This window comes from Vibrio sp. ED004 (assembly GCF_023206395.1).
Taxonomy (GTDB): Bacteria; Pseudomonadota; Gammaproteobacteria; order Enterobacterales; family Vibrionaceae; genus Vibrio.
The window spans coordinates 3,185,214-3,209,005 of record NZ_CP066149.1 but is presented as its reverse complement, the minus strand read 5'-3'; the positions used below and the strand labels follow the sequence as shown (position 1 = coordinate 3,209,005).

At 43.4% G+C, this 23,792-nt stretch carries 18 protein-coding genes; 10 read left to right on the top strand and 8 right to left on the bottom strand.

The window, feature by feature from the left end:
- Positions 1–17: 17 nt before the first annotated feature.
- The 3 genes from ITG10_RS14455 to ITG10_RS14445 all read right to left on the bottom strand — a co-directional run bounded on the left by ITG10_RS14455 (position 18) and on the right by ITG10_RS14445 (position 4,037).
- Positions 18–1,142, bottom strand: coding sequence for an extracellular solute-binding protein (locus tag ITG10_RS14455; protein ID WP_248386836.1), 1,125 nt, complete (start codon positions 1,140–1,142; stop codon positions 18–20).
- A 374-nt stretch (positions 1,143–1,516) separates the two neighbouring features.
- Positions 1,517–2,611, bottom strand: a complete 1,095-nt coding sequence (serC, locus tag ITG10_RS14450; RefSeq protein WP_017630372.1) for a 3-phosphoserine/phosphohydroxythreonine transaminase — start codon at positions 2,609–2,611, stop codon at positions 1,517–1,519.
- Between the two features lie 163 nt (positions 2,612–2,774).
- On the bottom strand, positions 2,775–4,037 hold the full coding sequence (locus ITG10_RS14445; protein ID WP_017630373.1) for a DUF945 family protein: 1,263 nt from the start codon (positions 4,035–4,037) through the stop codon (positions 2,775–2,777).
- 183 nt (positions 4,038–4,220) lie between these two features.
- On the opposite strand from ITG10_RS14445, the gene ITG10_RS14440 reads away from it, so the two are divergent.
- The 3 genes from ITG10_RS14440 (at position 4,221) to ITG10_RS14430 (ending at position 7,494) form a co-directional block, all read left to right on the top strand.
- Positions 4,221–6,164 (top strand): ATP-binding protein, encoded by a 1,944-nt coding sequence (locus ITG10_RS14440; protein ID WP_017630374.1) that lies wholly within the window; start codon positions 4,221–4,223, stop codon positions 6,162–6,164.
- Entirely contained in the window at positions 6,157–6,654 is a 498-nt protein-coding gene (locus tag ITG10_RS14435; protein ID WP_017630375.1) for a response regulator, read from the top strand. The genes ITG10_RS14440 and ITG10_RS14435 overlap by 8 nt, the downstream gene beginning before the upstream one ends.
- Before the next feature lie 297 nt (positions 6,655–6,951).
- Positions 6,952–7,494, top strand: a complete 543-nt coding sequence (locus tag ITG10_RS14430) for a hypothetical protein (protein ID WP_017630376.1) — start codon at positions 6,952–6,954, stop codon at positions 7,492–7,494.
- A gap of 146 nt (positions 7,495–7,640) precedes the next feature.
- On the opposite strand, the gene ITG10_RS14425 is transcribed toward ITG10_RS14430, so the two are convergent.
- On the bottom strand, positions 7,641–8,222 hold the full coding sequence (locus ITG10_RS14425; RefSeq protein WP_017630377.1) for a TfoX/Sxy family DNA transformation protein: 582 nt from the start codon (positions 8,220–8,222) through the stop codon (positions 7,641–7,643).
- Positions 8,223–8,579: 357 nt separating this feature from the next.
- Between ITG10_RS14425 and ITG10_RS14420 the strand changes: the two genes are divergently transcribed.
- The 5 genes from ITG10_RS14420 to ITG10_RS14400 all read left to right on the top strand — a co-directional run bounded on the left by ITG10_RS14420 (position 8,580) and on the right by ITG10_RS14400 (position 14,122).
- The gene (locus tag ITG10_RS14420) at positions 8,580–9,500 is read left to right on the top strand and encodes an HDOD domain-containing protein (protein WP_017630378.1); all 921 of its coding nucleotides are present in this window, start codon (positions 8,580–8,582) and stop codon (positions 9,498–9,500) included.
- 38 nt (positions 9,501–9,538) lie between these two features.
- Positions 9,539–10,444: a lysine exporter LysO family protein gene (locus ITG10_RS14415; RefSeq protein WP_026084192.1), complete on the top strand. Its 906-nt coding sequence runs from the start codon at positions 9,539–9,541 to the stop codon at positions 10,442–10,444.
- Positions 10,445–10,618: 174 nt separating this feature from the next.
- Positions 10,619–11,146: a hypothetical protein gene (locus ITG10_RS14410; protein ID WP_017630380.1), complete on the top strand. Its 528-nt coding sequence runs from the start codon at positions 10,619–10,621 to the stop codon at positions 11,144–11,146.
- Positions 11,147–11,264: 118 nt separating this feature from the next.
- Entirely contained in the window at positions 11,265–12,908 is a 1,644-nt protein-coding gene (gene panP, locus ITG10_RS14405) for a pyridoxal-dependent aspartate 1-decarboxylase PanP (RefSeq protein ID WP_017630381.1), read from the top strand.
- A 359-nt stretch (positions 12,909–13,267) separates the two neighbouring features.
- The gene (locus ITG10_RS14400; RefSeq protein ID WP_004734686.1) at positions 13,268–14,122 is read left to right on the top strand and encodes a MurR/RpiR family transcriptional regulator; all 855 of its coding nucleotides are present in this window, start codon (positions 13,268–13,270) and stop codon (positions 14,120–14,122) included.
- Positions 14,123–14,249: 127 nt separating this feature from the next.
- Here the strand turns inward: ITG10_RS14400 and ITG10_RS14395 are convergent, their stop codons facing one another.
- Positions 14,250–15,551 carry an iron-containing alcohol dehydrogenase gene (locus ITG10_RS14395; protein ID WP_017630382.1) on the bottom strand — a complete coding sequence of 434 codons (1,302 nt, stop codon included), beginning with the start codon at positions 15,549–15,551 and terminating at the stop codon, positions 14,250–14,252.
- A 579-nt stretch (positions 15,552–16,130) separates the two neighbouring features.
- Between ITG10_RS14395 and ITG10_RS14390 the strand changes: the two genes are divergently transcribed.
- Together ITG10_RS14390 and ITG10_RS14385 are read left to right on the top strand one after the other, a co-directional pair.
- The gene (locus ITG10_RS14390; RefSeq protein ID WP_009847069.1) at positions 16,131–16,394 is read left to right on the top strand and encodes a GrxA family glutaredoxin; all 264 of its coding nucleotides are present in this window, start codon (positions 16,131–16,133) and stop codon (positions 16,392–16,394) included.
- A gap of 250 nt (positions 16,395–16,644) precedes the next feature.
- Complete coding sequence (locus ITG10_RS14385) at positions 16,645–18,327, top strand: aspartate:alanine antiporter (RefSeq protein ID WP_017630384.1); 1,683 nt, start codon at positions 16,645–16,647, stop codon at positions 18,325–18,327.
- Positions 18,328–18,670: 343 nt separating this feature from the next.
- Here ITG10_RS14385 and fabV read toward each other — a convergent pair whose 3' ends face one another.
- The 3 genes from fabV to ITG10_RS14370 all read right to left on the bottom strand — a co-directional run bounded on the left by fabV (position 18,671) and on the right by ITG10_RS14370 (position 23,050).
- On the bottom strand, positions 18,671–19,873 hold the full coding sequence (gene fabV, locus ITG10_RS14380; RefSeq protein WP_048664789.1) for an enoyl-ACP reductase FabV: 1,203 nt from the start codon (positions 19,871–19,873) through the stop codon (positions 18,671–18,673).
- 209 nt (positions 19,874–20,082) lie between these two features.
- Entirely contained in the window at positions 20,083–22,365 is a 2,283-nt protein-coding gene (locus tag ITG10_RS14375; protein ID WP_017631428.1) for an acyl-CoA dehydrogenase, read from the bottom strand.
- 55 nt (positions 22,366–22,420) lie between these two features.
- Positions 22,421–23,050, bottom strand: a complete 630-nt coding sequence (locus tag ITG10_RS14370) for a TetR/AcrR family transcriptional regulator (protein WP_017631427.1) — start codon at positions 23,048–23,050, stop codon at positions 22,421–22,423.
- Positions 23,051–23,792 lie beyond the last annotated feature (742 nt).

Genomic DNA, 23,792 nt, shown 5'->3' with positions numbered 1-23,792 from the left:
GTATTTTAATGATAGCTTCAATCTTTTACCCTCATATTCGCCGAGTAGTATTGAACAAAATCATTGTAAAACTTATGCAGCTCACTTTTTGGCATCCCTGACTTGTAACGCTGATACGCTCGAGCCGAAGCCTCCCAAACGATCGCCATCTTGTAGTCACTCGACATCATTTGCGACGCTTGAAATTCATCGTACATATTTGAAAAGGTCTGGTTACCTTCCTCAACACGACGTTGATTAACCTCATAAAACGGCGAAACCATGGCACTCGAGTGAGCTAAATAGGTGAAACTGTTTGATTGCAGGTATTGAACGACTTCTTTCAAAGCCAATTTCTTATCGGGGTTTTGCATGCCTTTTTCCGTGACAGCAAATATCTTCGCGCCACTAAATGAAGACATACTTTCACCTCGATAGGTGGGCAACGAATTGATGTACAACTCTCGACCAAAAGCGGCATCGAGTTCGCTGAATGCCCAGTCGCCGTCAATCAAAAACTCGACTTCCCCATTGATGAATCTTTGCCTCGCGCAAATATCACTGCACGATGACTCGATGACTTTTTTCTGCTGCAACATGTCGATGAAATCAAAGATGGCAACTAACCCTTCACCATTAACATTCTGCGACGATAATAAGTCTTCAGAAAAAAGCTGATAGAAAGCTAAATAGAAGTACATATTTGGATTGGGGAAAAGCACACTCACTTGATCGGACTTAGCAGAGCGTTCAATTAGGCTTTCCCATGTCACAACTTGCGCTTGAGGCTTGCTGGAATATAGAACGACATGGTTTCCAATGCCAACCGGTAATGCCTTGATCTCACCGTTGATGATCACTGCATCGAGCGCTTTCTTCTCATATCGTTGGATATCGACCCAAGCCTCAGGAAGTGTCGCTAAATCTATGTATTCAGTTAGACCTAAGAAGTCAGAAGGAACCCAAATGGCGTCGGGGAAGGTATTGTCTCTGGGATCAGCGACAAGCAGTTCAGAACGAATACTGTTGACGTCAAATGAACGAATTTCTACACGATGATCAGTCATCGCTTCGATATGTTCTTTTACATAACCGGCCGTTTCGTAATTAATACCAGCCCATATTTCAAGTGTGGACGAACAAGCAACGGCAGGAAATAGCATCGTAAATAGACTCAATAACCTCACACTCAGTTCCTTGTGGTAAAAATTAGACGTTGGATTTTAATCGCCTATTAATAAACCGGTCGATGCGGATTATTTCTCACTGCTCATGATTGGAGATTCAGTTTTGGCAACATGTTATATAGTAAAAAGTACCAGAAAAACAATTGGTACTCTCGCTTTAAGAGAAAGTTCTGTTCATTCCGATACATCCGTCATATCTCTGGGTAACGGTTCTTACAACAAATCAACATGCCATACCCTTTATTGTTAACGACAAAAAAAATGCCGCAAAAGCGGCATTCATCTCGTTTAGGACATTCGACACGATACAAAGCAAATAAGCGATGTATCAATCAAAGTCTTGTCATTGATTAAGCGTATTTTTCTTCGAAATCTTTCATGAAGCTTACAAGAGCTTGAACACCTTCTAGAGACATCGCGTTGTAAAGTGACGCTCTCATGCCGCCCACCGCTCTGTGGCCTTTTAGTGATTTAAGACCCGCTGCATCAGCCAACTCTAAGAATTTACCGTCTAGCTCTGGTTTCGCTAGTTGGAATGGCACGTTCATTCTTGAACGGTTTGCTGTGTGAACATCGTTCTTGTAGAAAGCAGAATCATCAATTGCGTTGTAAAGTAGCGCTGCTTTTTCTTGGTTAACACGTTCCATCGCTTCTACACCACCTTGAGCTTTCAACCATTTGAAAACTAAGCCAGATAAGTACCAAGCATAGGTTGGTGGCGTGTTGAACATTGAGTCTTTTTCAGCAAGTACTTTGTAATTCAGAATGCTTGGCAATACTTCGTTCGCAAGCTCCAGAAGATCATCACGTACAATTGCAATACAGATACCCGCTGGGCCAATGTTCTTTTGAGCGCCCGCGTAGATAACGCCATACTGAGACACATCAATCTTGCGAGACAGAATGTTAGATGACATATCCGCTACGATTGGTTTGTCCGTTTGCGGAAGCTCACTGATCTCAATACCATCGATGGTCTCGTTTGGACAAAAGTGCACGTATGCCGCTTCTGGATCGATTTTCCAATCTTTAGCTGGAACAACAGCCGCTTTGTCGTCAATTGACGTCTTAGCATTGAATACGTCGATTTCACAGTACTTGCTTGCTTCAGTTACTGCACTTTCAGCCCAGTAACCAGCATCAATGTAAGTCGCCTTTGTCGCATCACCTAGAAGGTTTAGAGGAACAGCAGCGAATTGAGCACGAGCGCCCCCCTGACAGAAAAGCACTTTGTAGTTGTCTGGGATGTTCAGAAGATCACGTAGGTCTTGCTCAGACTCATCGGCAACTTGAATAAATTCTTTGCTGCGATGGCTGATTTCCATAACGGAAGTACCCAAACCATTCCAATCAATGAAGTCAGCTTGTGCTTGTTTCATTACCGGTTTAGGCAGTCCCGCTGGGCCAGCACTAAAGTTGAATACGTTATCTAATGTAAGTTCCATGGGGATCATTGCTCCTGCTAAATAATAACTATGCAAGTAATACCATGTTTTACCCAACATAAAAACAACAAAAGAGGTCTTAAGACCTCTTTTGTTTTGTACCGTATAAAATGTTTAAACTTAATCCGCTAAATCACCCTATCAGTATTAACCTTTGCTCTGTTTATTGAACAAAAGCAGGCATAAGTAGCGCGATTAATGGAATTTCTTGTCCATTTTCAAACACTAGGTTTCCATTTTCTAGATCAGCACTGATTTCATAACCACTTTCGGTTTCTTTGATCATTTCCATCACGATCAATTCATCGATGCCTTCGCGAATAAATGGGTATTCTTCAACCAACTCATTAGAGAAACTAGAATGAACATTACCAGTCAGTGCAGGCACAATCATTGAAGGATTACTGCTGATGTTTTCTGTACCTTCTGGCACGCTCACCAACCATTTAGATTCAAACTGACCCTTACCCAATTCTAACGACATGTTGTTCATTGAAAGGTCGAAGCCTTTAGCAAACAGTACGTCAATGAATGGAATGATCTCAGCAACGTCTTCTTGAGTCATAACTGGATTCGATTGGTAGATCTCAAATATCTTCTCAAACGATTGGCTGTCCAGTTTCGACATTTCAAAATCAACGTTTAGATTATTCAGCTGGCCTTCATTGGTTTCGATGTTTGCGATATCCAGTTTAAGGTTACTGCGCAGGCGCTTAGTTGCTTCGTCTAGGTGCGATTCAAAATCATACTTAGAATTTTCGATCGTCATGAATGGTTGCATTGTTGAATCTGTAACCAGGAAGCTATCGATCGTAAAGTTCTGTGTACCTAACCAGTAACCTTTAGCTTGCTGGCCTGAACCAACGCCTTTCAGATTAGACAGTGTTACCTCTTCACCCGTTTCAAAGTCAATTTGAACCGAAGGGATAGAAAGCTCGTAATCCACTTGGCCTAACACAGTCGCGTGGCCAGACAGGTTCGATTTCGTGATAGATACTGAAGTACCATTCTCATCAGAACCTTGATGATTGAACTGGCTTAACTCGAAGTTGAAATCCGTGTTGCCGTTTAGTTCAGTGCTAGTAGTTAGAGTAAGAGGCAGAATGTCAGCGTTCTCAAACGTCGATAGCGCGTTTAAGCTCACTAAACCATGGCTAACCGCACTATTAATGACAAACTCACTGGGTAAGCCATCAATCGCGAGTTGCTCTTTCAGGTTTTCATCCGTCACTGTTACACGAGTGGTGACATTAGAAGACAAGTAACCTCTATCGTATTCCACGATCTCAGCTTGAATGCTTGAATTGTTAAGCTTTGCAACGCCATCTGTAATCGCGTTTTGTCCAATTTGCCCAACCGCTAGTGGCCAACAAAGTGCCAATGAGATTGCTCCGCCGATTGCGCCAATTTTTCTTAACTGTTCCATGAGTTCTCTTTCTACACGTGTCTGTTTTTTTTAGTCTAACCCATCAGTCGCAAACAAGAAACATTGAGTTAAATCAGTCTATTGCTCGATACTTCAATTCCCTCAACAAATTAACGGCTAGCTCTCATCCTTATTGAAGACTTCTTGATAGGCTAGAAGCGTCGCTACTACTAAGGTAAATCCGTGAATCAATACGCTGTTATTTGTTTGGACAATAATCCGGTTAGCATTGAAAGAATACGCTCGGAGCTCGCTCCGTTATCTTGCGTATTCGACATTTATACTGCCGAGAACATAGAAGACGCGCACCACGCATTAGAAGATATCCATGATCATCACCAGACCGTTGCCTTGGTGATCACTCATCATCATTCTGAATTTAATGGCGTGCAATTTCTGATTGAACTTGAACAGCTTCCTCATAGTAATACTGCTAGAACCATCTTGGTCAGCGCCTCGTCAGATATTCAATCGATCCTGACCGCGGTAAACGAAGGTAGGCTCAACCATTGCCTAACCAAACCGGTTCAAGATCAGGTGCTTTTTAAATCAGCACAAAAAGAGCTGACGTCTTTTGTTATTCAATACGACTCTGAAAACCTATTGTCTTACAGCGACGCACTCGACCAGCAGCGTTTACTCAGAGCACACATCGAACAAAAGATTCAATCGTTCCAATCTGGTTTCATTCATGACTACCACCAGCTTTCTGATAATGCCCTTGCCGAGCGTGTCGTCAGTGCATTGCAAGAGGTCTTCTCTAAAGATGACAAGTCCAAAGCGATTCGTGATTACTCACCAGAACACTTGTTAACGGTTGAAGGTGAAGACAACCGCTTTCTATGGTTAATCATTGAAGGCGAAGTGGCACTCTACAAAAAGGATGAATTGGGGCAGCAGAGAGAGGTTGTACGTCACTCTAAAGGTAACATTGTTGGCGGGATGTCATTCGTGACAGGTGAACCTTCGTTCTCTACTGGAATCACTCTTACCCAAACACGAGTGATTAAGCTTGATAAAGACAGCTTTGCCCAGGTAATGCATTCCAACAATACCCTACTACCTCTATTTACCAATCTATTGCTGCGTCACTTCAATCGACGATTACAGCGAAGCATCACCAATAAAATCAAGCTGCAACAAACACTCGAGTCACTGGAATCTGCCCACCAGCAATTAATCGAAAAAGAGAAGATGGCGATGTTGGGTCAACTGGTAGCAGGCGTTGCTCATGAACTGAATAATCCTATTGCAGCTATATTGCGTAGTATTGAAACTCTATCTGAACACCTAGACCAGATACTTGAAAACTCGTCACTCTCGGAATCAAACAAAGGGACTGACGTATTAGCGCATTCAAAACTAGCGAAACCACTATCCACAGCGCAAGAGAGGCAACTGGTAAAACACCTTACATCGACCATCGATGATCGTGCTCTAGCCAAAAAAGCCGTGAGGCTCAACTTAAGCCAAGACGCTGCAGTTTTAGATACCTTAAAAGACTCCCCTGTCGCAGGCAAAGAGCTACTCAACGACTTAGAGCATTATCATTATGTCGGGAACTCTATCCGCTCAATCAAAGTGTGTAGTAAACGTATTGCCGATATGGTCAAAAGCCTAAAAAGCTATGCCCGAGAAGATGAAGAAGTACGTCACTACGCGGATATTCATGAAGGGCTCGAAGATACCTTAGTGATCTTTGAAAACAGGCTGAAGCATCACCAACTCGAAAAGCACTACGACACCGATTTACCGCCTTTGTTGTGCCAGTCGCTTGCGCTGCAACAAGTGTGGACCAACCTTCTCTCTAATGCGCTTGATGCGCTTTCAGAGCGAGGCAAAGTCTCTATCACCACGTCTCAAGAAACTAGAGGTGATGACACTTTTCTGGTGGTGCAAATATCGGACACCGGCCATGGTATCGCCAAAGAAGACATCAACACTATTTTCAACCCAAACTTCACCACAAAAAAAGAAGGCAACTTTGGTTTAGGGATTGGGTTGTCCATTTCTCAACAAATCGTTTCGGCTCATCAAGGGTTTATTTTGGTGGAGTCTGAGGTAGGTAGCCATACTCACATGCAAGTATGGCTTCCATTCAAACAAGAAGGAGCACCTCATGAATAAGTACCTAATTTTATGTGTCGATGATGAACCTGAAGTTCTCAACAGTGTGCTTCAAGATTTAGCGGTATTTGAAGAAAACTTTATCGTTGAAGGGGCTGAATCGGTCGATGAAGCCAATCAAGTCATTAAAGAAATGGGACAAGATGGCGTTAAGCTCGCTTTGATCTTGTGTGACCACATCATGCCAGAAAAAACTGGCATCGATTTTCTTATCGAACTGAATCAGCAAGACTCGACTAAGCCCACACGCAAGCTACTGCTCACCGGGCAAGCTGGATTGGAAGATACTGTCACCGCCATAAATAACGCTGCTCTCGACTTTTATATCTCCAAACCTTGGCAAGGCGATCAGCTCAGAGACACCATTACTCAGCAGCTGACTGACTATGTTATTGCCAACGACAAACAACTACTTAACTGGACAGCCATTTTAGACACCGAACGCATCCTTACTTCAATGGCAGACAAACGAACAAGCTTTGGAGAATAGCGCTAACGACAAGTAGCGTTTAATAGGCAGTGAGAAAAGCGGTATCCGATATAAGAACCGATCGAATACATATAAATTTTGGATAATTCGTTCGTCTATTTTTCTTGTTCAGCCTAAAACATGAGATCTCCGTTACAGACTGATCCTTAATTTGCTTATTTTTTAACTAAATGAGTAAGGATTTACATTTTAATGGATTACTTTTCCGTGAGTTAGATTAAACTGTCTCAATGTTTATGGTTTGCCTGATTTTTCTCAAACCAAAGGAATTAACACTAATAAAGGTTTACGGTCGTTATGCGCAAAATACTACTTACTACCGCTATGCTATTGGCTTCTAGTCAAGCGCTAGCTGTCGATGAACAACCACAAGTAATGAGCAACTTCAGCTACGATTACTTCGAAGCACGTATCGGTGCTAGTCCAGTTACATTTGGTGGTGCGTTCAGTAAGTCAATCCACCCGAATGCTCACGCTGTAGCGCGTATCGATTCAGAATTTGAAGGCGATTTCGATTCTGCTGTCGGTCTTGGTTTCCACGCTCCAATCAACAACTGGGCTGATCTAACAGGTGAAATGCTAGCGCGCATCGTTCAGCCTGAAAACTCAAGCTCTACTGATATCGGTATGGAAATCAACGTTGGTGTTCGCCAATGGCTTGGTCCACAACTAGAAGTTGGTGGTAAAGGTGGTTACGTTTCTATCGATGATAACGATGATTGGACAGGTTCTGTTTACGCACGTTTCCACTCTACAGAGCTATTCTCTATCGGTGCTGAAGCTCGTATCAACGACTTCTACGGTGACCAGCTAATGTTCACTACTCGTTTCAAGTTCTAAGACTTAACGAGCCAGCTCCAATGAGCACTTAGTCTTTTAGTACTTAATCTTTTAAAAAATACGACTAAGACAGAAACAAAAAAACCGAGGACATTCCTCGGTTTTTATTTATTAACAGTAATCTTAAGCATATAAGGAAGACTTCTTTAGTGGCAGCTCTTTAATAATTGCTGCTTGCGTGGCTCTTGTAATAGTTTCCAGTGAATACCATCAATCGCGCCCGCAAATTTCCAAAGTAGCTTTAGGTCAACATCGTTTCCATACGCTTTGCGAACCTTATTAAACACTTCAGGCGCGCCCAACTGCATAAACATTGAAACATCATCCACACCAGCCTTCTTAACCATGCGCTCTAGTGTAAGCTGCATGTTTGGTAGATCTCTTAATCTACGGCTTGCTGATGATTTCTTGAAGCTGCGTTGCTGAATTGAATTATCGATTGAAGTACGAATAATGCTATCCAATTCAGGATGTTCGCATGTAAACAGGTCAGTAATATCGTAGTAATTTACGGTTGCTGTTGTCTGTTTTTTCACATGACGATACTTTTCACAATCAAGATCGGTCAGTTTTTTATCTAATGACTTTCTACCTCTAATGAATAAACAACCTTCACTCAATAAAGCGAACATAGCGTCATTTTGAAAGAGGCCAATACCTCCGAACATAGAACGTTTTTGATGCTCACCAAATTGATTCACGTAATTAATAAATGCTGTCTCGGTCATATCCGTTGATCCTTAATCAAATTACCCCGATTAGGTTGATCACCAGACAAGCAGCTTTTTATGCGAAAAATTTTAAATCTATTTTTTATTCTTTAGGTGAATATTATGATTGCGTTTTTCACCTTTAAATAAATGATACTTCGAAAAGAAAAATAAGTCTGGACTTAGTTCACATCAATCAATTGTGTATTCCGGTTTTTCATGATTGACATCACAGTAAAGTATCAAACTATGATTGAATTTTGACGCTTGGTGATACACCGGTTCAAATTATTAAAGCTTATGTTGTCCGATGAGTATTGCCTCGCAGCATCGCGGCTTGTAAAATGGCAGGACATACATGTTTTTACTTTTTATATGAATCATTTATCGTTTTTCTGGCTACCACAAAATAAGGCTCTTCTCTTAAAGGGTCTAGAATCAGAGTTTGCCCAACTGGTTGGACATTCTATCTCAGCGGGAAAAATAACACTTCCTCCTATCCCCAACGTTGTACTGAAAATTCAAAAACTGTGTACCCTTGAATCCACAGGGATTGCCGAAGTTGCCGAGTGCTTACTCGAAGACCCAGGCCTTACAGCTATAGTGATTCGTGTTGCTAATTCCGTGGTCTTTAACCGACGCAACATTACGTGTGTCGATATTATGACGGCGGTATCGCGCCTTGGCATATTACGTGTGCGTGACATCGTTACAGCTCAAGCGATTGAGCAGCTCAAGCATTCCGTTAATCTGAGCAAAGAGTGTAATCAACTTTTGGTTCAGAGCGCTTCTGTATCCAAAGAGCTGGGCGCCACTATGGTCTTGGTGACCAACGGATTCAAAGAGCTCTCCCCTCTTGAATACCGCTACCTAGAACATGAAAAGTCATTGCTTGTAGGACTACTCGCTGACATCGGCTTGTTCTGTTTGGTTAGCGAATACCACCTCTATCTCGAAAACGGCAATTACCTAGATCACGACATTGCCCTGCAAATCTTCCAAGGCCAATGTTCTGCAACCAGTAAGCTGGTACTAGATCGCTGGGGCTTCGACAGCGACTTCATTGACGTGTGCAGCAACACCATCAACAAGCAAGAAGAACGTGAAGTGTCTTACTTAGATATTGCACGAATCGCTAACCACCTACTGATGTTCAGAAACAAGGACGAGAACATCGATGATCACGAAGTTGAACTGAACGTGACGGGTGCAGAAGTGCTTTATAAGTTAAGCAACTTGAGTAAACATGATTTTAATGCAAAGCTAAACGACGTTATCAACGCTAGCGGCTTCTAAGTCACCGTTATATATGAAGTAAATGCTATGGGGAAAGAATGTTTACAGGGATGATCTTTATATTTGCTCCACTGGTCGTGGGGTATCTGTTTTCTATTTCAAACGCTCAAACGCTCGAATTTATAAACAGCTCAACATCGCGCTTAATCTACGTGATTCTCGCCTTAATGGGCCTTAGCTTAGCGGCGCTCGATAACCTCGGCAGTAACCTGCAGACAATACTTCTTTATACCGTCACTTTCTTTGTCTGCTTAAGCGTCTGTAACCTGATGGCGCTTCCTGCAATTGATAAGTTACTGCCACTCAAAACGGACAGCAGTAAGAAGAAGCTTCCCCTCTCATCTATGGCAATGGAGTCTGCCAAACTTATTCTAGTCGTGGGTTCTGGTCTGGTTGCTGGCTTAGTACTACCTATCGGCCTTGACTGGGTGGATACGGCAAGTGAATGGATTCTGTTTGTACTGCTGTTCTTTATTGGCATTCAACTGCGTAATAGCGGGTTAACACTTCGACAGATCTTGCTCAATAAACACGGCATGGTCATCGCGGTGACAATCATCATCACCTCAATGTTAGGTGGCGTTATCGCAGCTTACTTACTTGATATTCCACTTTTCAAAGCTTTAGCCATGTCTTCTGGATTTGGCTGGTATTCTCTTGCAGGTATCTTAATGGGTGACGCGTTCGGCCCTGTTTATGGCGGAGCTTCATTCATGCTAGAGCTTTTGAGAGAGTTAGTAGCATTAGTGCTGATCCCAGTGCTCATCCGCAGCTACCCGTGCACCTCTATTGGCTATGCAGGCGCGACAGCAATGGACTTCACCTTGCCTGTGATTCAAACAACAGGTGGCGTTCGATGTGTCCCTATCGCGATTGTAAGTGGCTTTATATTGAGTCTGCTCGTGCCTATTTTGATGTTGTTCTTTGTATCTCTTGCTAACTAGATCGCAGGAATAGCGTTTGTTTTAGATTAGAATGCATCTCGAATACCAATGCCCAAGACACCGATACAGTTACCGAAATAAAAAGGCACTAAGTGTCATTGCTCAACAAATAACGATCACGGTAACCTGTAACGACAAAGTTATAAAAAGAATAAACTTACAAAAGGAACCACTATGAAACGCCTTTGCGTCGCATTACTGCTAGCTACAACTTCTACTTTCTCTTTTGCAGCAGATTCAATGTCTGAGACAAACCAGTGCCAAGCAAAAAAATATGATGCGTACATCGACGCTTCTTTAGGTTGGTATACTGACCTTGCTGCATTAACTTCTGAGCAATATCCAGAGCTAACAGAAGTAAGTGAGTGGTTCCTAGAAGGTCGTAAGCACCACTTTGAGCTAAATCGTGCAGCCGTTCACTACTATTTAGTAAACGACTCAAGCAAAGTGGCTACAGAGCAACCTGTTGAAGGTTGGCTACAGCTGGAGCAACACGACATTAAGACGCTTTCACAGCGCGATGACGAACTAGGCAAAGTAGCAAAAACCACGTTCGACGACCGTCAATCAAAGCCTCATACTCAAAACTACGAGCTACGTTCAGCGTTTGCAGAACTGCTTAGCCACCCTAAGCAAATCGACACAGCGCTTCAACGTTACAACCAGTCGATTGCTAAACTTGAAGCGATTAAGTGTAAATAACCACTCATTTAATATGCTTTTTTGAGAAGTTGGATTTCATAATTAAGACGGGACATTGTTCCCGTTTTCGTTTAGATTGTCCCGCTCGCGTCAATATTAGAAAAATAACTCGCTTGCTATGGTTACGGAACAAAAAACAGCAGATGTTAGCTTCGACAGTCTTCTACGTATCTTCACGGTACCGGAAGGCCCAGATTCAACACTCACTCAAATTGAAGACAAACTTTCACGAAACCTGAATCAATTCTTACGTGAACATATTGTGGCTGAAGAAAAGCCGCTGCGTGAAATTGAGAAAGATTTTTCAAATGCTCATATTCCAGAGCAGCCTGAGTTTGTTTCTGAACATACTGAACATCTCCTCGATTCGCTCGTGTCTCATTCGGTACATACGTCCTCGCCAAGTTTTATTGGCCACATGACGTCTGCGTTACCGTACTTCCTGATGCCGCTTTCTAAAATCATGATTGCGCTGAATCAGAACCTAGTAAAAATTGAGACATCCAAAGCTTTCACTCCCCTAGAACGCCAAGTTCTGGGCATGCTACATCGCTTGATCTATCAAGATAACGACCAGTTCTATTCTCGTTGGATGCACAGTGCAAACCACTCTTTGGGTGCGTTTTGTTCTGGCGGTACCATCGCGAACATTACGGCGCTTTGGGTTGCACGTAACAATGCACTAAAAGCACAAGGTTCGTTCAAAGGTGTAGAGAAAGAAGGCTTATTCAAAGCCATGAAGCACTACGACTATGAAGGCCTCGCCATCTTAGTCTCTGAACGTGGTCACTACTCTCTTAAGAAAGCCGCAGATGTACTTGGTATTGGCCAAGAAGGTTTGGTATCGGTTAAGACGGATAACGACAACCGCATTTGCACTGACGACCTAAGACTTAAGATCGAGCAACTAAAACAGAACAAGATTAAGCCTTTTGCCGTGATCGGTGTGGCTGGCACGACCGAAACTGGCAATATTGACCCACTTAAAGATATTGCTGAGGTGTGTGCAGAATCAGATTGTCACTTCCATGTGGATGCGGCTTGGGGCGGTGCGACCTTGATGTCTAACAATCATCGTCATCTGCTTGATGGTATCGAATTGGCTGACTCTGTCACCATCGATGCGCACAAACAGCTTTACATCCCTATGGGCGCTGGCATGGTTCTGTTTAAGAAGCCAGATGCGATGACAGCGATTGAACATCACGCTCAATACATCCTGCGTAAAGGCTCTAAAGACTTAGGCAGCCATACTTTAGAAGGTTCACGTTCAGGCATGGCGATGTTGGTTTATGCAGCTATGCACATCATTAGCCGCCCAGGTTATGAGCTGCTGATCGACCAAAGCATCAATAAGGCACGTTACTTTGCCGACCTTATTAAACAGCAAAGCGATTTTGAGTTGGTATCAGAGCCAGAGCTTTGCCTGCTGACATACCGCTATGTACCTGAATCAGTTAAAGCTGCGCTACTTAAAGCCGAGCCTGAACAACGCGTACAACTGAACGAGTTGCTTAACGAACTGACTAAGTTTATTCAGAAGAAGCAGCGTGAAACCGGCAAATCTTTTGTATCACGAACACGCTTAAATCCTGAAGCTTGGGCACACCAACCAATCATTGTTTTCCGCGTCGTGTTAGCTAACCCACTCACGGGTAATGAGATTCTTTCTTCAGTGCTTGAAGAACAACGCGAGATCTCTAAACTAGCACCTAACTTGATGGGTAAAATCACCAAGTTGGTTACGCAAATCAACGCATAACCATTCAATTTTAGTTGCATCAAATTGAAAATTTCTTTCTTTTTGATGTAACTAAGCTGTCAGTTCATACTCAATTTGCATTCTTTTTGCTCAAACCCTCTTCCAATTCTGTACTTTTCTAAAATTTTGTTGAGGTTTGTCATATTCTTAAGCATTCATGCCCTGTTTTTGTATTAGTAAATAGTATGTTGGGTTTATACTGACTCTATGGTGCTAGTTAGCTTGATATCTATTTGAAGCAGCAGTATTTACGATACTGAATTTAAGTTTGGTTTTGTGATTATTGATATTTGTTTCAGCCATACCCCCTGGTAAAAGATATTAACTGGCAAGTTGTTCTCTATACCCTTGTGAACACTATGAATACATTAGAAAAAATACAAAAAAACCTGGAAAATTTCAGCAAGTCTGAGCGTAAGGTAGCCGAAGTAATCATGGCTTCCCCTCAAACTGCAATCCATTCTAGCATTGCTACCTTAGCTAAGATGGCTGACGTAAGTGAGCCTACAGTTAACCGCTTCTGTCGTCGTTTAGACACAAAGGGCTTCCCTGACTTCAAACTTCACCTAGCTCAAAGCTTGGCGAACGGTACACCTTACGTGAACCGTAACGTTGAAGAAGACGATGGTCCAGATGCTTATACGCATAAGATTTTCGAATCGACTATGGCATGTCTAGACGTTGCTAAAAACAGTCTAGATGCGATGCAAGTAAACCGTGCGGTTGACTTGCTGACTCAAGCAAAACGCATTTCATTCTTCGGACTGGGTGCCTCTTCTGCCGTAGCGAAAGACGCTCAAAACAAGTTTATTCGTTTTAATATCCCAATCACTTGTTTCGAAGACATCGTGATGCAACGAATGAGCTGCATTAACTGCAGTGATAACGACGTTATCGTTCTTATCTCTCATACTGGTCGCACTAAGAGCCAAGTTGAGATTGCAAACCTAGCGCGTGAAAACGGCGCAACGGTTATCGCTATCACAGCAAAAGACTCTCCACTAGATAAAGCAAGCTCGCTTTCTATCTCATTGGATGTACCGGAAGACACAGACGTTTATATGCCAATGGCAAGCCGTGTTGTTCAAATGACGGTTATTGATGTGCTAGCGACAGGCTTTACGCTGCGTCGTGGTTCTGGTTTCAGAGAGAACCTGAAGCGCGTTAAAGAGTCTCTGCGTGATTCACGTTACGAGAAATACTCTCAGTTCTAACCTTCTAGGTACGAACAAAGTGCCTATTAGATACGAACCAAAAGATAGCGATTAAAAAACGGAGCCTAGTGCTCCGTTTTTGTTTGTCTGTTTTAAATGCTTTATGCAGCGAACAGGTCGAAGGCCGTTAAATAGTCCAGCTGTTACCCTTCTCCACCACACTGTTCTCGGATGCATAAGAATTGATAATGGTAAAGCTCGACTCCGTTGCAGGTTCTTGAGTAATTTGAGCTGGCTGTTTTCTTAAATCGGCTTCGTGACGTTCCCCTTCACAACCGCACTCCTCACAAACCTGCTGCAAGATATGTATTAACCGCTCCTGATTCAACGGTAAAGGGTTTCCTTTTATCGCGACAGATTTGAGCGCGTCGGTAGACACTTCATCGAACTGAGCTTCACAGACACCAAATTCCAGTAAGCTTGGAAGCTTTAACGTATCCAGCACTTCAGATAGCCAAATTATAGCCTCTTCCTCTTTAGCCTTAGAGTTATTCGTCACTATCTGAGCAATTCGTTGGTAGCGCACTAAGATGTCGGCTCTGTGCTGTTCTCTCGCAACGGCAATATTTTCCAGCATCACGAACGGGGCTAAGCGCGCGGTAATCACACTGTGTGGCGCTGAGATCTTACCACCCAATGCAGAGGCTAAACCATGCGCAGCTCCAAGCTTGGCATTGGTTATCGCCATCCCGCCTAACATAGAAGCAAAAGCCAAGTCAGAACGAGCTTGAGGTTCATCATAAACACATGCTTGCACTACAGAACCGCTCAACTTACGCAGCCCCTCTTCACAAATCATATCAGTGAGCGGGTTAGGTTCACCGCAAACATAAGCCTCCATCAGATGAGTGAAGGCATCCATCGCACCGCGCCCTGACAAATATAAGTTGGTGCCATGAGTTAAGGCAGGATCGACAATCGCAACGTCAGCCAACATATCTGGACTTCTAAGGCTGATCTTAACTTGGTCTTGCCCTGATTTAAGCACCGCGTTTTTAGTCACCTCTGCGCCTGTACTGGCCGTGGTAGGAATTGCGATGAATGGAAGCGGTTTGGTTTTAAGAGGAACATTACGTCCGACGACTTCGACATAGTCGTATAAGTTACCTTGGTTAGGTAAAACAGCAGCTAGCGCTTTACCCATATCGATCGCACTTCCTCCTCCCATGGAGACAACCATATCAGGCTTGAACCTTCTGGCAGATATCGCCGCCTCTTCGACCATTTTAATATTGGGTTCGCCGGAGACTGCGATGTGTTGATAGCGCATACCCTGAGCGTCTAGATAATCGGTGACAATTGACGTGCGTTCTAATGTATTGCCAGTCACCAATAGCACGCTGTAGCCGTATTGGTTAAAGAGAGACAATGAAGCGGAAAGTGCTCCATCACCAAAGATGATCTTTGTAGATGTCATAAATTGAAACATGGTGCCTCCTGCGCCTATGACCAAACAAAACTGCGAACTCTTGGTTTTTGGAATGTAGACTCTGTAGCTCTTTTTTTCTTGTCTTTGTAACTAGTCTTCGTTTCTTGCCTTTGTAACTGAAAGCTTTAGTAGCGAGGGGAAGAGCATGCTGAAACGACATATGGGTAATAAAGAATACAAAACATGGTGGCGGTCCGTACATTTGCGCCATGCCGCCTCTTTTCAATTTCACTTCTTTCCCACGCATCAGTATTAAGATGCCTCGTTCTATGAGTACGTTTTTTGACGAGGTGCAACTTGTCGCATTAAAGATGGATTAAAGTCCTATTCTTAGGGGTAATTCACACTCTTAAATTATGGGTACTCAACTTAGATACCCATCAGAAATCGTCACGGATCCTTTTTGTGACCATTATTTGCTCTGATAGGCAAAACCTATTGTATTAAGAGGCAATTCCATCTTTATTTCCCCATGGCATTGAGGCATAGTTGGTTTTAAGAAATTTTGAGTGGCATTCATAAAAGAATAGTTAACATAAATGAGTTAACGAGCCTCATCCCGTATTTAGGAGAAATTAAATGTTTGTAGTTATTTTTGGTCGCCCTGCTTGCCCATTCTGTGTTCGTGCAAAAGAGCATGCTGAAACTCTTAAAGCTAAACGTGATGACTTCAACTACCGTTACGTTGACATTCACGCTGAAGGCATCAGCAAAGCTGACCTAGAGAAGACAGTAGGTAAGCCAGTAGACACTGTTCCACAAATCTTCATCGATCAAGACCACATTGGCGGCTGCACAGAATTTGAAGCATACGCAAAAGAAAACCTAGGTCTTTTCGACTAAGCTAAGATTTCTCTCAAGAGATCCAAGGCTATAGCCTTAAACAGCTGACCAATTTTAGCGTTAGACTGTACGATTTATAAGAAGCCCGCTCACTGTAGCGGGCTTTTTTTATGACCAGTTTTCGTACGGAATAAGAATAAGGTCAAAATCAAGTAAAATAGCAAAATATCGCTTATAATTTATTTATATTTAGATACAATTCACCTCTCAAACTTACCCTGTGTTTCACGCCAATTATTGAGCCACCACTGTGAATATCGACGTTGTTTTTCTGTTAGAACAAAACCCCATTCTCCTCATCTTTGTTGTTTTATCGATTGGATTAGCCATTGGTAAAATTCGTTTCGGTAGTCTCCAACTCGGCAATTCAATCGGTGTTCTGATTACTTCCCTCGTTATGGGACATCTTGGCTTTTCTTTTAACGCAGATGCACTCACCATTGGCTTCATGCTGTTCATCTACTGTGTTGGCATTGAAGCAGGTCCAAACTTCTTCGGTATCTTTTTCAGAGACGGTAAGCACTACCTCATTCTGAGCCTTGTGGTACTGTCTACCGCGATTGCCCTAACCTATTTCAGCAGCCATTACCTTGGCCTAGGCTTCGGCTTATCTGCCGGCATGATGGCAGGTGCGCTTACAGCAACACCAATCTTGGTAGGTGCGCAAGATGCTCTTAATTCTGGGCTTGCTGAAGTACCAAGAAACATGGACTTAAGCCTGATTATCGAAAACCTTTCGGTGGGTTACGCGATGGCTTACTTGGTTGGCTTAATCAGCATGATCATGTTTGCTCGCCTGATTCCAAAACTGCAGAAAGTAAACCTACACGATTCGGCTGAGCAGATAGCTCAAGAGCGTGGTTTAGGTGCTTCTGGTCAGCGTAAGGTTTATCTTCCTATCATTCGTGCCTACCGTGTGGGACCAGAGCTTATCTCTTGGACTGACGGTAAGAACCTGCGTGAACTAGGTATCTATCGCCAAACAGGCTGTTACATCGAGCGTATTCGTCGTAATGGTATTCTTGCCCACCCAGATGGTGACGCTATTCTGCAAGAAGGTGACGAAATCGCATTGGTTGGTTTCCCAGACAGCCACGCGCGTCTAGACCCAAGTTTCCGTAACGGTAAAGAAGTATTCGACCGTAACCTTCTCGATCTACGTATCGTGGAAGAAGAGATCGTCGTTAAAAGTGACAGCATCGCAGGTAAGCGACTGTCAGACTTAAATCTGTCTGAATATGGTTGTTTCCTAAACCGTGTAGTAAGAGCTCAGATTGAAATGCCGATGGACTTAAATATCGTGCTTTCAAAGGGTGATGTACTACAGGTGAGTGGCGAAAAGAGTCGTGTTCACGGCCTAGCTGAGAAAATTGGTTTCATCTCAATCCATAGCCAAATGGCCGATTTGATGGCTTTCTGTAGCTTCTTCATTCTGGGTATTTTGTTTGGTTTGATCACCATGACATTCGGTCAGGTGTCGTTTGGACTAGGTAACGCGGTTGGCCTTCTTCTATCAGGCATCATGTTGGGCTTCTTACGAGCGAACCACCCTACTTTTGGTTACGTACCTCAGGGTGCGTTGAACATGGTCAAAGACCTCGGTTTGATGTTCTTCATGGTCGGTATAGGCTTAAGTGCCGGTGGTAAGATATTTGAGCACTTAACCCAAGTTGGGCCACAGGTAATAGGTATCGCCCTAGTAGTGAGTGTGCTCCCGGTATTCTTTGCTTACTTGGTTGGCGCTTACGTATTGAAGATGAACCGAGCGTTGCTGTTTGGTGCAATCATCGGCGCGCGAACCTGCGCTCCGGCAATGGACATCGTAAACGACCACGCTCGCTCAACCATTCCGGCTCTGGGTTATGCGGGTACTTATGCGATAGCCAATATATTGATGACCTTAGCAGGTACTTTCATCATCATAATTAGCTAGCGTCTGCTGCTTTAAAGGCAGCCAAACTTAGATATTTCGAATGCACTGATTCACTTTGGGTTAGTGCATTTTTTTATGGATTCTTTTAAGCAGTTCAAGCCTCGCCCACTAGCTTTTAATCTCTACGTCCCCTATTTCTACTCTTGTCCCCCTTCGAATCGCGGTCCCCGTATCCGCTCTTAAATCTTTTCGCATCTCGCCACTCGAATCCCGTATCTGCTCTTAATCTCTTCGCATCCCGCCAGTAGAATCCCGTATTTGCTCTTAATCTGTTTACTCAAATAGCAGACAAAAAAATAGGCGCTCAATGAGCGCCTATTTCGTTTAGATTCGATAACTTGAATTAGATGTCAGCTACATCAAATTCAACAGCTGGGTTAACGTCAGCTTCGTAATCAACACCTTCAACACCGAAACCGAATAGCTTCAAGAACTCTTCTTTGTACTCTACGTAGTCAGTCAGTTCTTTTAGGTTCTCAGTTGTGATTTGAGGCCATAGGTTACGACAGTGGTCTTGAATGTCTTCACGAAGCTCAAGATCATCTAGACGTAGACGGTTCACTTCATCCACTTCTGGAGCGCTGCCGTCTTCTTTGTATAGACGTTGGCTGAACATACGGAAGATCTGTTCCATACAACCTTCGTGAATACCTTCTTCGCGCATCTTCTTGAACACCATAGCGATGTAAAGAGGCATAACAGGGATTGCAGAGCTTGCTTGAGTCACAACAGACTTAAGAACAGCAACGTTTGCAGTACCGCCAGTTTGGCCTAGTTTCTCGTTCAGCGCTGATGCTGCACGGTCTAGATCCATCTTAGCTTTACCTAGCGCGCCATCCCAGTAGATTGGCCACGTTAGTTCAGTACCGATGTAGCTGTAAGCAACAGTTTTGCAACCGTCAGCTAGAACACCCGCTTCAGAAAGCGCGTTGATCCAAAGTTCCCAATCTTCACCGCCCATTACTGTCACAGTGTCTTTGATTTCTTCTTCAGATGCAGGCTCAACACTTGCTTCGATGATAGTGTCTTTGTTGGTATCAACCGCTGTTGATGTGTACGTTTCGCCGATAGGTTTTAGAGCAGAACGAATCACTTCGCCAGTCTCTGGCATTTTACGCACTGGAGACGCCAGTGAGTACACAACCATATCGATTTGACCTAGATCTTCTTTGATCAAATCAATTGTTTTCTGTTTCGCTTCATTAGAGAAAGCATCGCCGTTAAGGCTTTTTGAATACAGGCCTTCTTCTTTAGCTAGCTTGTCGAACGCTGCTGAGTTGTAGAAACCAGCTGTGCCCGGCTTTTTCTCAGTACCGGCTTTCTCGAAGAAAACACCGATAGTTGAAGCGCCGCCACCAAATGCAGCCGCAATACGTGAAGACAAGCCGTAGCCACTTGAAGAGCCAACAACTAGTACACGTTTAGGTGCGTTTGCGATTGGGCCTTGAGCTTTTGTGTAAGCAATTTGTTCTTTTACATTAGCTTCACAACCGACTGGATGTGTTGTAGTACAGATGAATCCGCGAATTCGAGGTTTGATGATCATATTCAACTTCCTTAAAAAATCAGGTTAAGGATAAAAGTTTCGTACGCAAATGGCATCTAATTTCTGTAAAAATGTGGTGAAAATGCAAGTGGTTGGAGCACTCAGCTGATATTTGCTGACTAAGTCACCATTTGTTAACGCATCTATTGCGACTTCTCCGACAAAAACAAAAAAGGCACCTAATTAGGTGCCTTTTATCGTTTCTTTATCTAAGCAACGCTATTTAGCTTAGGTTTTAACTCTTTTCGCGTCAAAGTTTCACTAAAGTCATGACTGAAGTGGTCAACTTGAATCGCAGCGTAACGCAGTTTATCGGCAGCCACAATTTGGTCGACTTCTTCTTGCGTTAGCACATCAGCAGCAAGTGCTTGAGCAAGTTTGTCTTGCAGTAAGCCTTTACGAGCCACTTTGCCCTCTTTCACTGCTTTGAAGATCTTACGCTCTAACGGCTTGATGCTGTACATCGCATTGAACGCGTTCTCCATCAGGCCAACGCTGTCCTCTTCTTCCTTGCCGATGTAGCAAAGGTGAGTCAGACGTTCGCGGTGTGCGCCCGGAGTCATCAAGCTTTCTGCTAGTTGCACTGTTAGGTTATCACTTGGTTTTTCGAAGTGGTTACCGACAGGGAAAACGAGACCTTTAAGTACTTTACCTACCATCTTGTTCGGGAAGTTTCTGTACGCTTCTTGTAGTGACTTAGCCGCATTGTGGAAACAGTGTTGAACCGCGTAGTGCACGTAGTCCAGGTCAGCTTGTTGACGACCTTCGTCTTCATACTTCTTAAGCGCAGCAGACGCCATGTATAGGTAACTTAGACCATCACCTAAACGTGCTGAGATAAGCTCTTTACGTTTCAGTTCACCACCTAGCGTTAGCATTGCGAAATCCGCACTTACTGCAAGCGCACGGCTCAAACGAGTTAAGTCTTGGTAGTAAGGCTTCGTTGGGCCGCTCATATCTGCTTTAATGAACTTAGAGCCAGTTAGTGCTGCGCCAAACGCGCCGAACGTGTTCTTAGTTGCGTGAGAGATGTGCTTAAACAGCAAGCTATCAAAGTCTTTAGCACCTTGCTTCTCATCTGGGTTGGCTGCCGCTTCCATTTCGCTTAACACGTATGGGTGACAACGTGTCGCACCTTGACCAAAGATCATCAGGTTACGAGTCAGGATGTTCGCACCTTCTACCGTGATAGCAACTGGAATACCTAGGTAAGGCGCAGCCAAGTAGTTCATTGGACCATCTTGAATTGCACGACCAGAGTGGATATCCATCGAATCATTGAGAATAGTACGCGCCATCTCTGTCATATGATATTTCGCGATAGCCGTGACGATACCCGGCTTCTCTTTCATATCAAGTGAAGTAGTTGTCAGTGTACGAGTCGCTTCTAGTAGATACGTTAAGCCGCCAATACGGCCTAAACTCTCTGCAACACCTTCAAACTTACCAATCGACATACCAAACTGCTTACGAACATACGCGTATGCGCCAGTTGTTCTCGCAGTTAGGTGGCCCATTGCTGTACCCAGTGCTGGTAGTGAAATACCACGACCCGCAGACAGACATTCCACCAGCATACGCCAGCCTTTACCTGCGTAATCTGCGCCACCGATTAGCCATTCCATAGGGATGAATACATCATGACCGCGTGTTGGACCGTTCATAAATGCAAGGCCAAGTGGATCATGACGCTCACCAATCACAACACCTTCGTGGTCAGCAGGGATTAGCGCACAAGTGATACCGATGTCTTCTTTGTCGCCAAGCAGTTTCTCTGGATCGTGCAGTTTGAAAGCCAAGCCAAGTACCGTTGCCACTGGTGCTAGCGTAATGTAACGCTTGTTCCAGTTAAGCTTGATACCTAATGTCTCTTTGCCTTCATGCATCCCCAGACATACAGTGCCGACATCAGGGATACCACCCGCATCAGAACCCGCTTCAGGGCCTGTTAACGCGAAACATGGGATATCAGTACCGTCAGCAAGACGCGGCAGCCAGTAGTCTTTTTGGTCTTGAGTACCGTAGTGAGACAGTAGCTCACCAGGGCCAAGAGAGTTTGGAACCATGACCGAAACCGCAGTACTGATACTACGAGTCGCAATCTTAGTTACGATAGTCGAGTTTGCGTGTGCTGAAAATTCACGACCGCCATACTCTTTCGCAATAATGAGCGAGAAGAAACGTTCTTTACGTAAGAAGTTCCAAACCTCTTCAGGAAGGTCTCGGTCTTCTTTTACGATTTGGTGGTCATCAAGCATAGCAAGTAGAGTTTCAAGTTCATTATCCATGAACGATTGCTCTTCTGCTGTCAGCTGAGGTTTTGGATATTGGTGCAGCTTAGTGAAATCTGGTTTACCAGAAAACAGCTCTCCGTCCCACCAAACACTACCCGCTTCCATCGCTTCTTTCTCGGTGCTAGATAGTGGTGGTAGTACTTTTTTAAAGAGTTTAAAAGCTGGGTCACTTACCCATTTTTGTCTTAGAGAGCTCATAGTTCAGATCCTTTTGTTCACTATTTTGGTTGTGAATGTTTCGCTTTTTATTGTTTTATTCTTCTGCTGACATGCCAGCGGCCAAGTATGGAATAAGAATATCGACCACTGCTTTGGCATCTATTCGCTTGCCGTAATCATTCTCTGCAATTTCAACGAGAGCCTGACTGGAAGCCATGGTGAAAACACAAGTCCCTAGGGTGAAGTGTAATCGCCAAAATAACTGTTCTTGAGTGAGGTTGGGATTGGCTTTCATTACTGAGCTGGTAAACAGAGTCAGTACTTCGCTGTAGCGAGTTGTAATGAACCAACGCAAGTGACCTTGCACATCCGTATAGCCTCTTCCGATGAGTAACATAAATCGGCTCGTACCATTTGGCCTTACATCGTTAAGTGCTCTTAGTGGCTGTCTTAAAGACTCAAACACGTCACTCATAGAATACGTTTCGTTCAAGTTTAAGTTCACTAAAGCGTCTTGCAGTGCAGGCATAAATGCTTCTAAGTATCGATTTAATACGGCACGAACCAGAGTCTTCTTATCGCCAAAGTGGTAGTTCACTGAAGCAAGATTGACATTGGCTTTACCCGTAATAGTGCGTAAAGAGGTGTCATTAAAACCGTGCTCAGCAAATAAGCCTTCAGCCACATCTAAGATTTTGTCTTTGGTTGTACTTCTTGGTGCCATTTCAATCACTCGTATTAAACAACTGTTTGAAATATACGCTTAGTACATTTATTTAACAAGCAAGCAACATCACATTTTCACAAATTGGTCGTACCAGTTAATAAAAGTCTGCACTAACCGATTGAATCGACGTGTGTTTACAAAAAAAGAAAAAATTAATGAATTTTCTGGGAACTGAAATTGAAAAGGAGGGTCATAAATTATGTAGAAAACAGAGTATTTAGAAGTTTAACAGGCCGTCAAACTTGTTTTTCTCCCTGCTTTCTTAATTACTGCATTTTCCTTATTAACTCCTATACTTGTATCCGCCCACACCGCTTTGGTTTGGGCTTTTTTTTACGTTTTTTTTGATGTTTAAGCATGAGTATATCCAATAGTAATCATTCACTAAGAACGCGTTTCGATATATCACTGGTACGCACTAAAACCACATGGGATTTATAAATAGCACGATGCTAGAGTGGTCAGGTTGCCTAACGATGATAAGGTTCAAAGCCTATAGAAGAAGTGTTCCCTCTTACTTTACCGGCCGTTCATTAGTCTCTATACCATTAAGACTATCACCAAGTTTCATCTCACATGTTGTCTCTAGAACGCTCAAAATAGAGCTGAAACCTTTGGCACATTCTTAGTATTGATATCGATATTTCAAACAAGCCTACACCCTATCCTCACCTATTCGAACACTTGCTTAATAACGGCCTTAATCCACTTCGTAAATCATCCACTCAAAAGTCGCCGA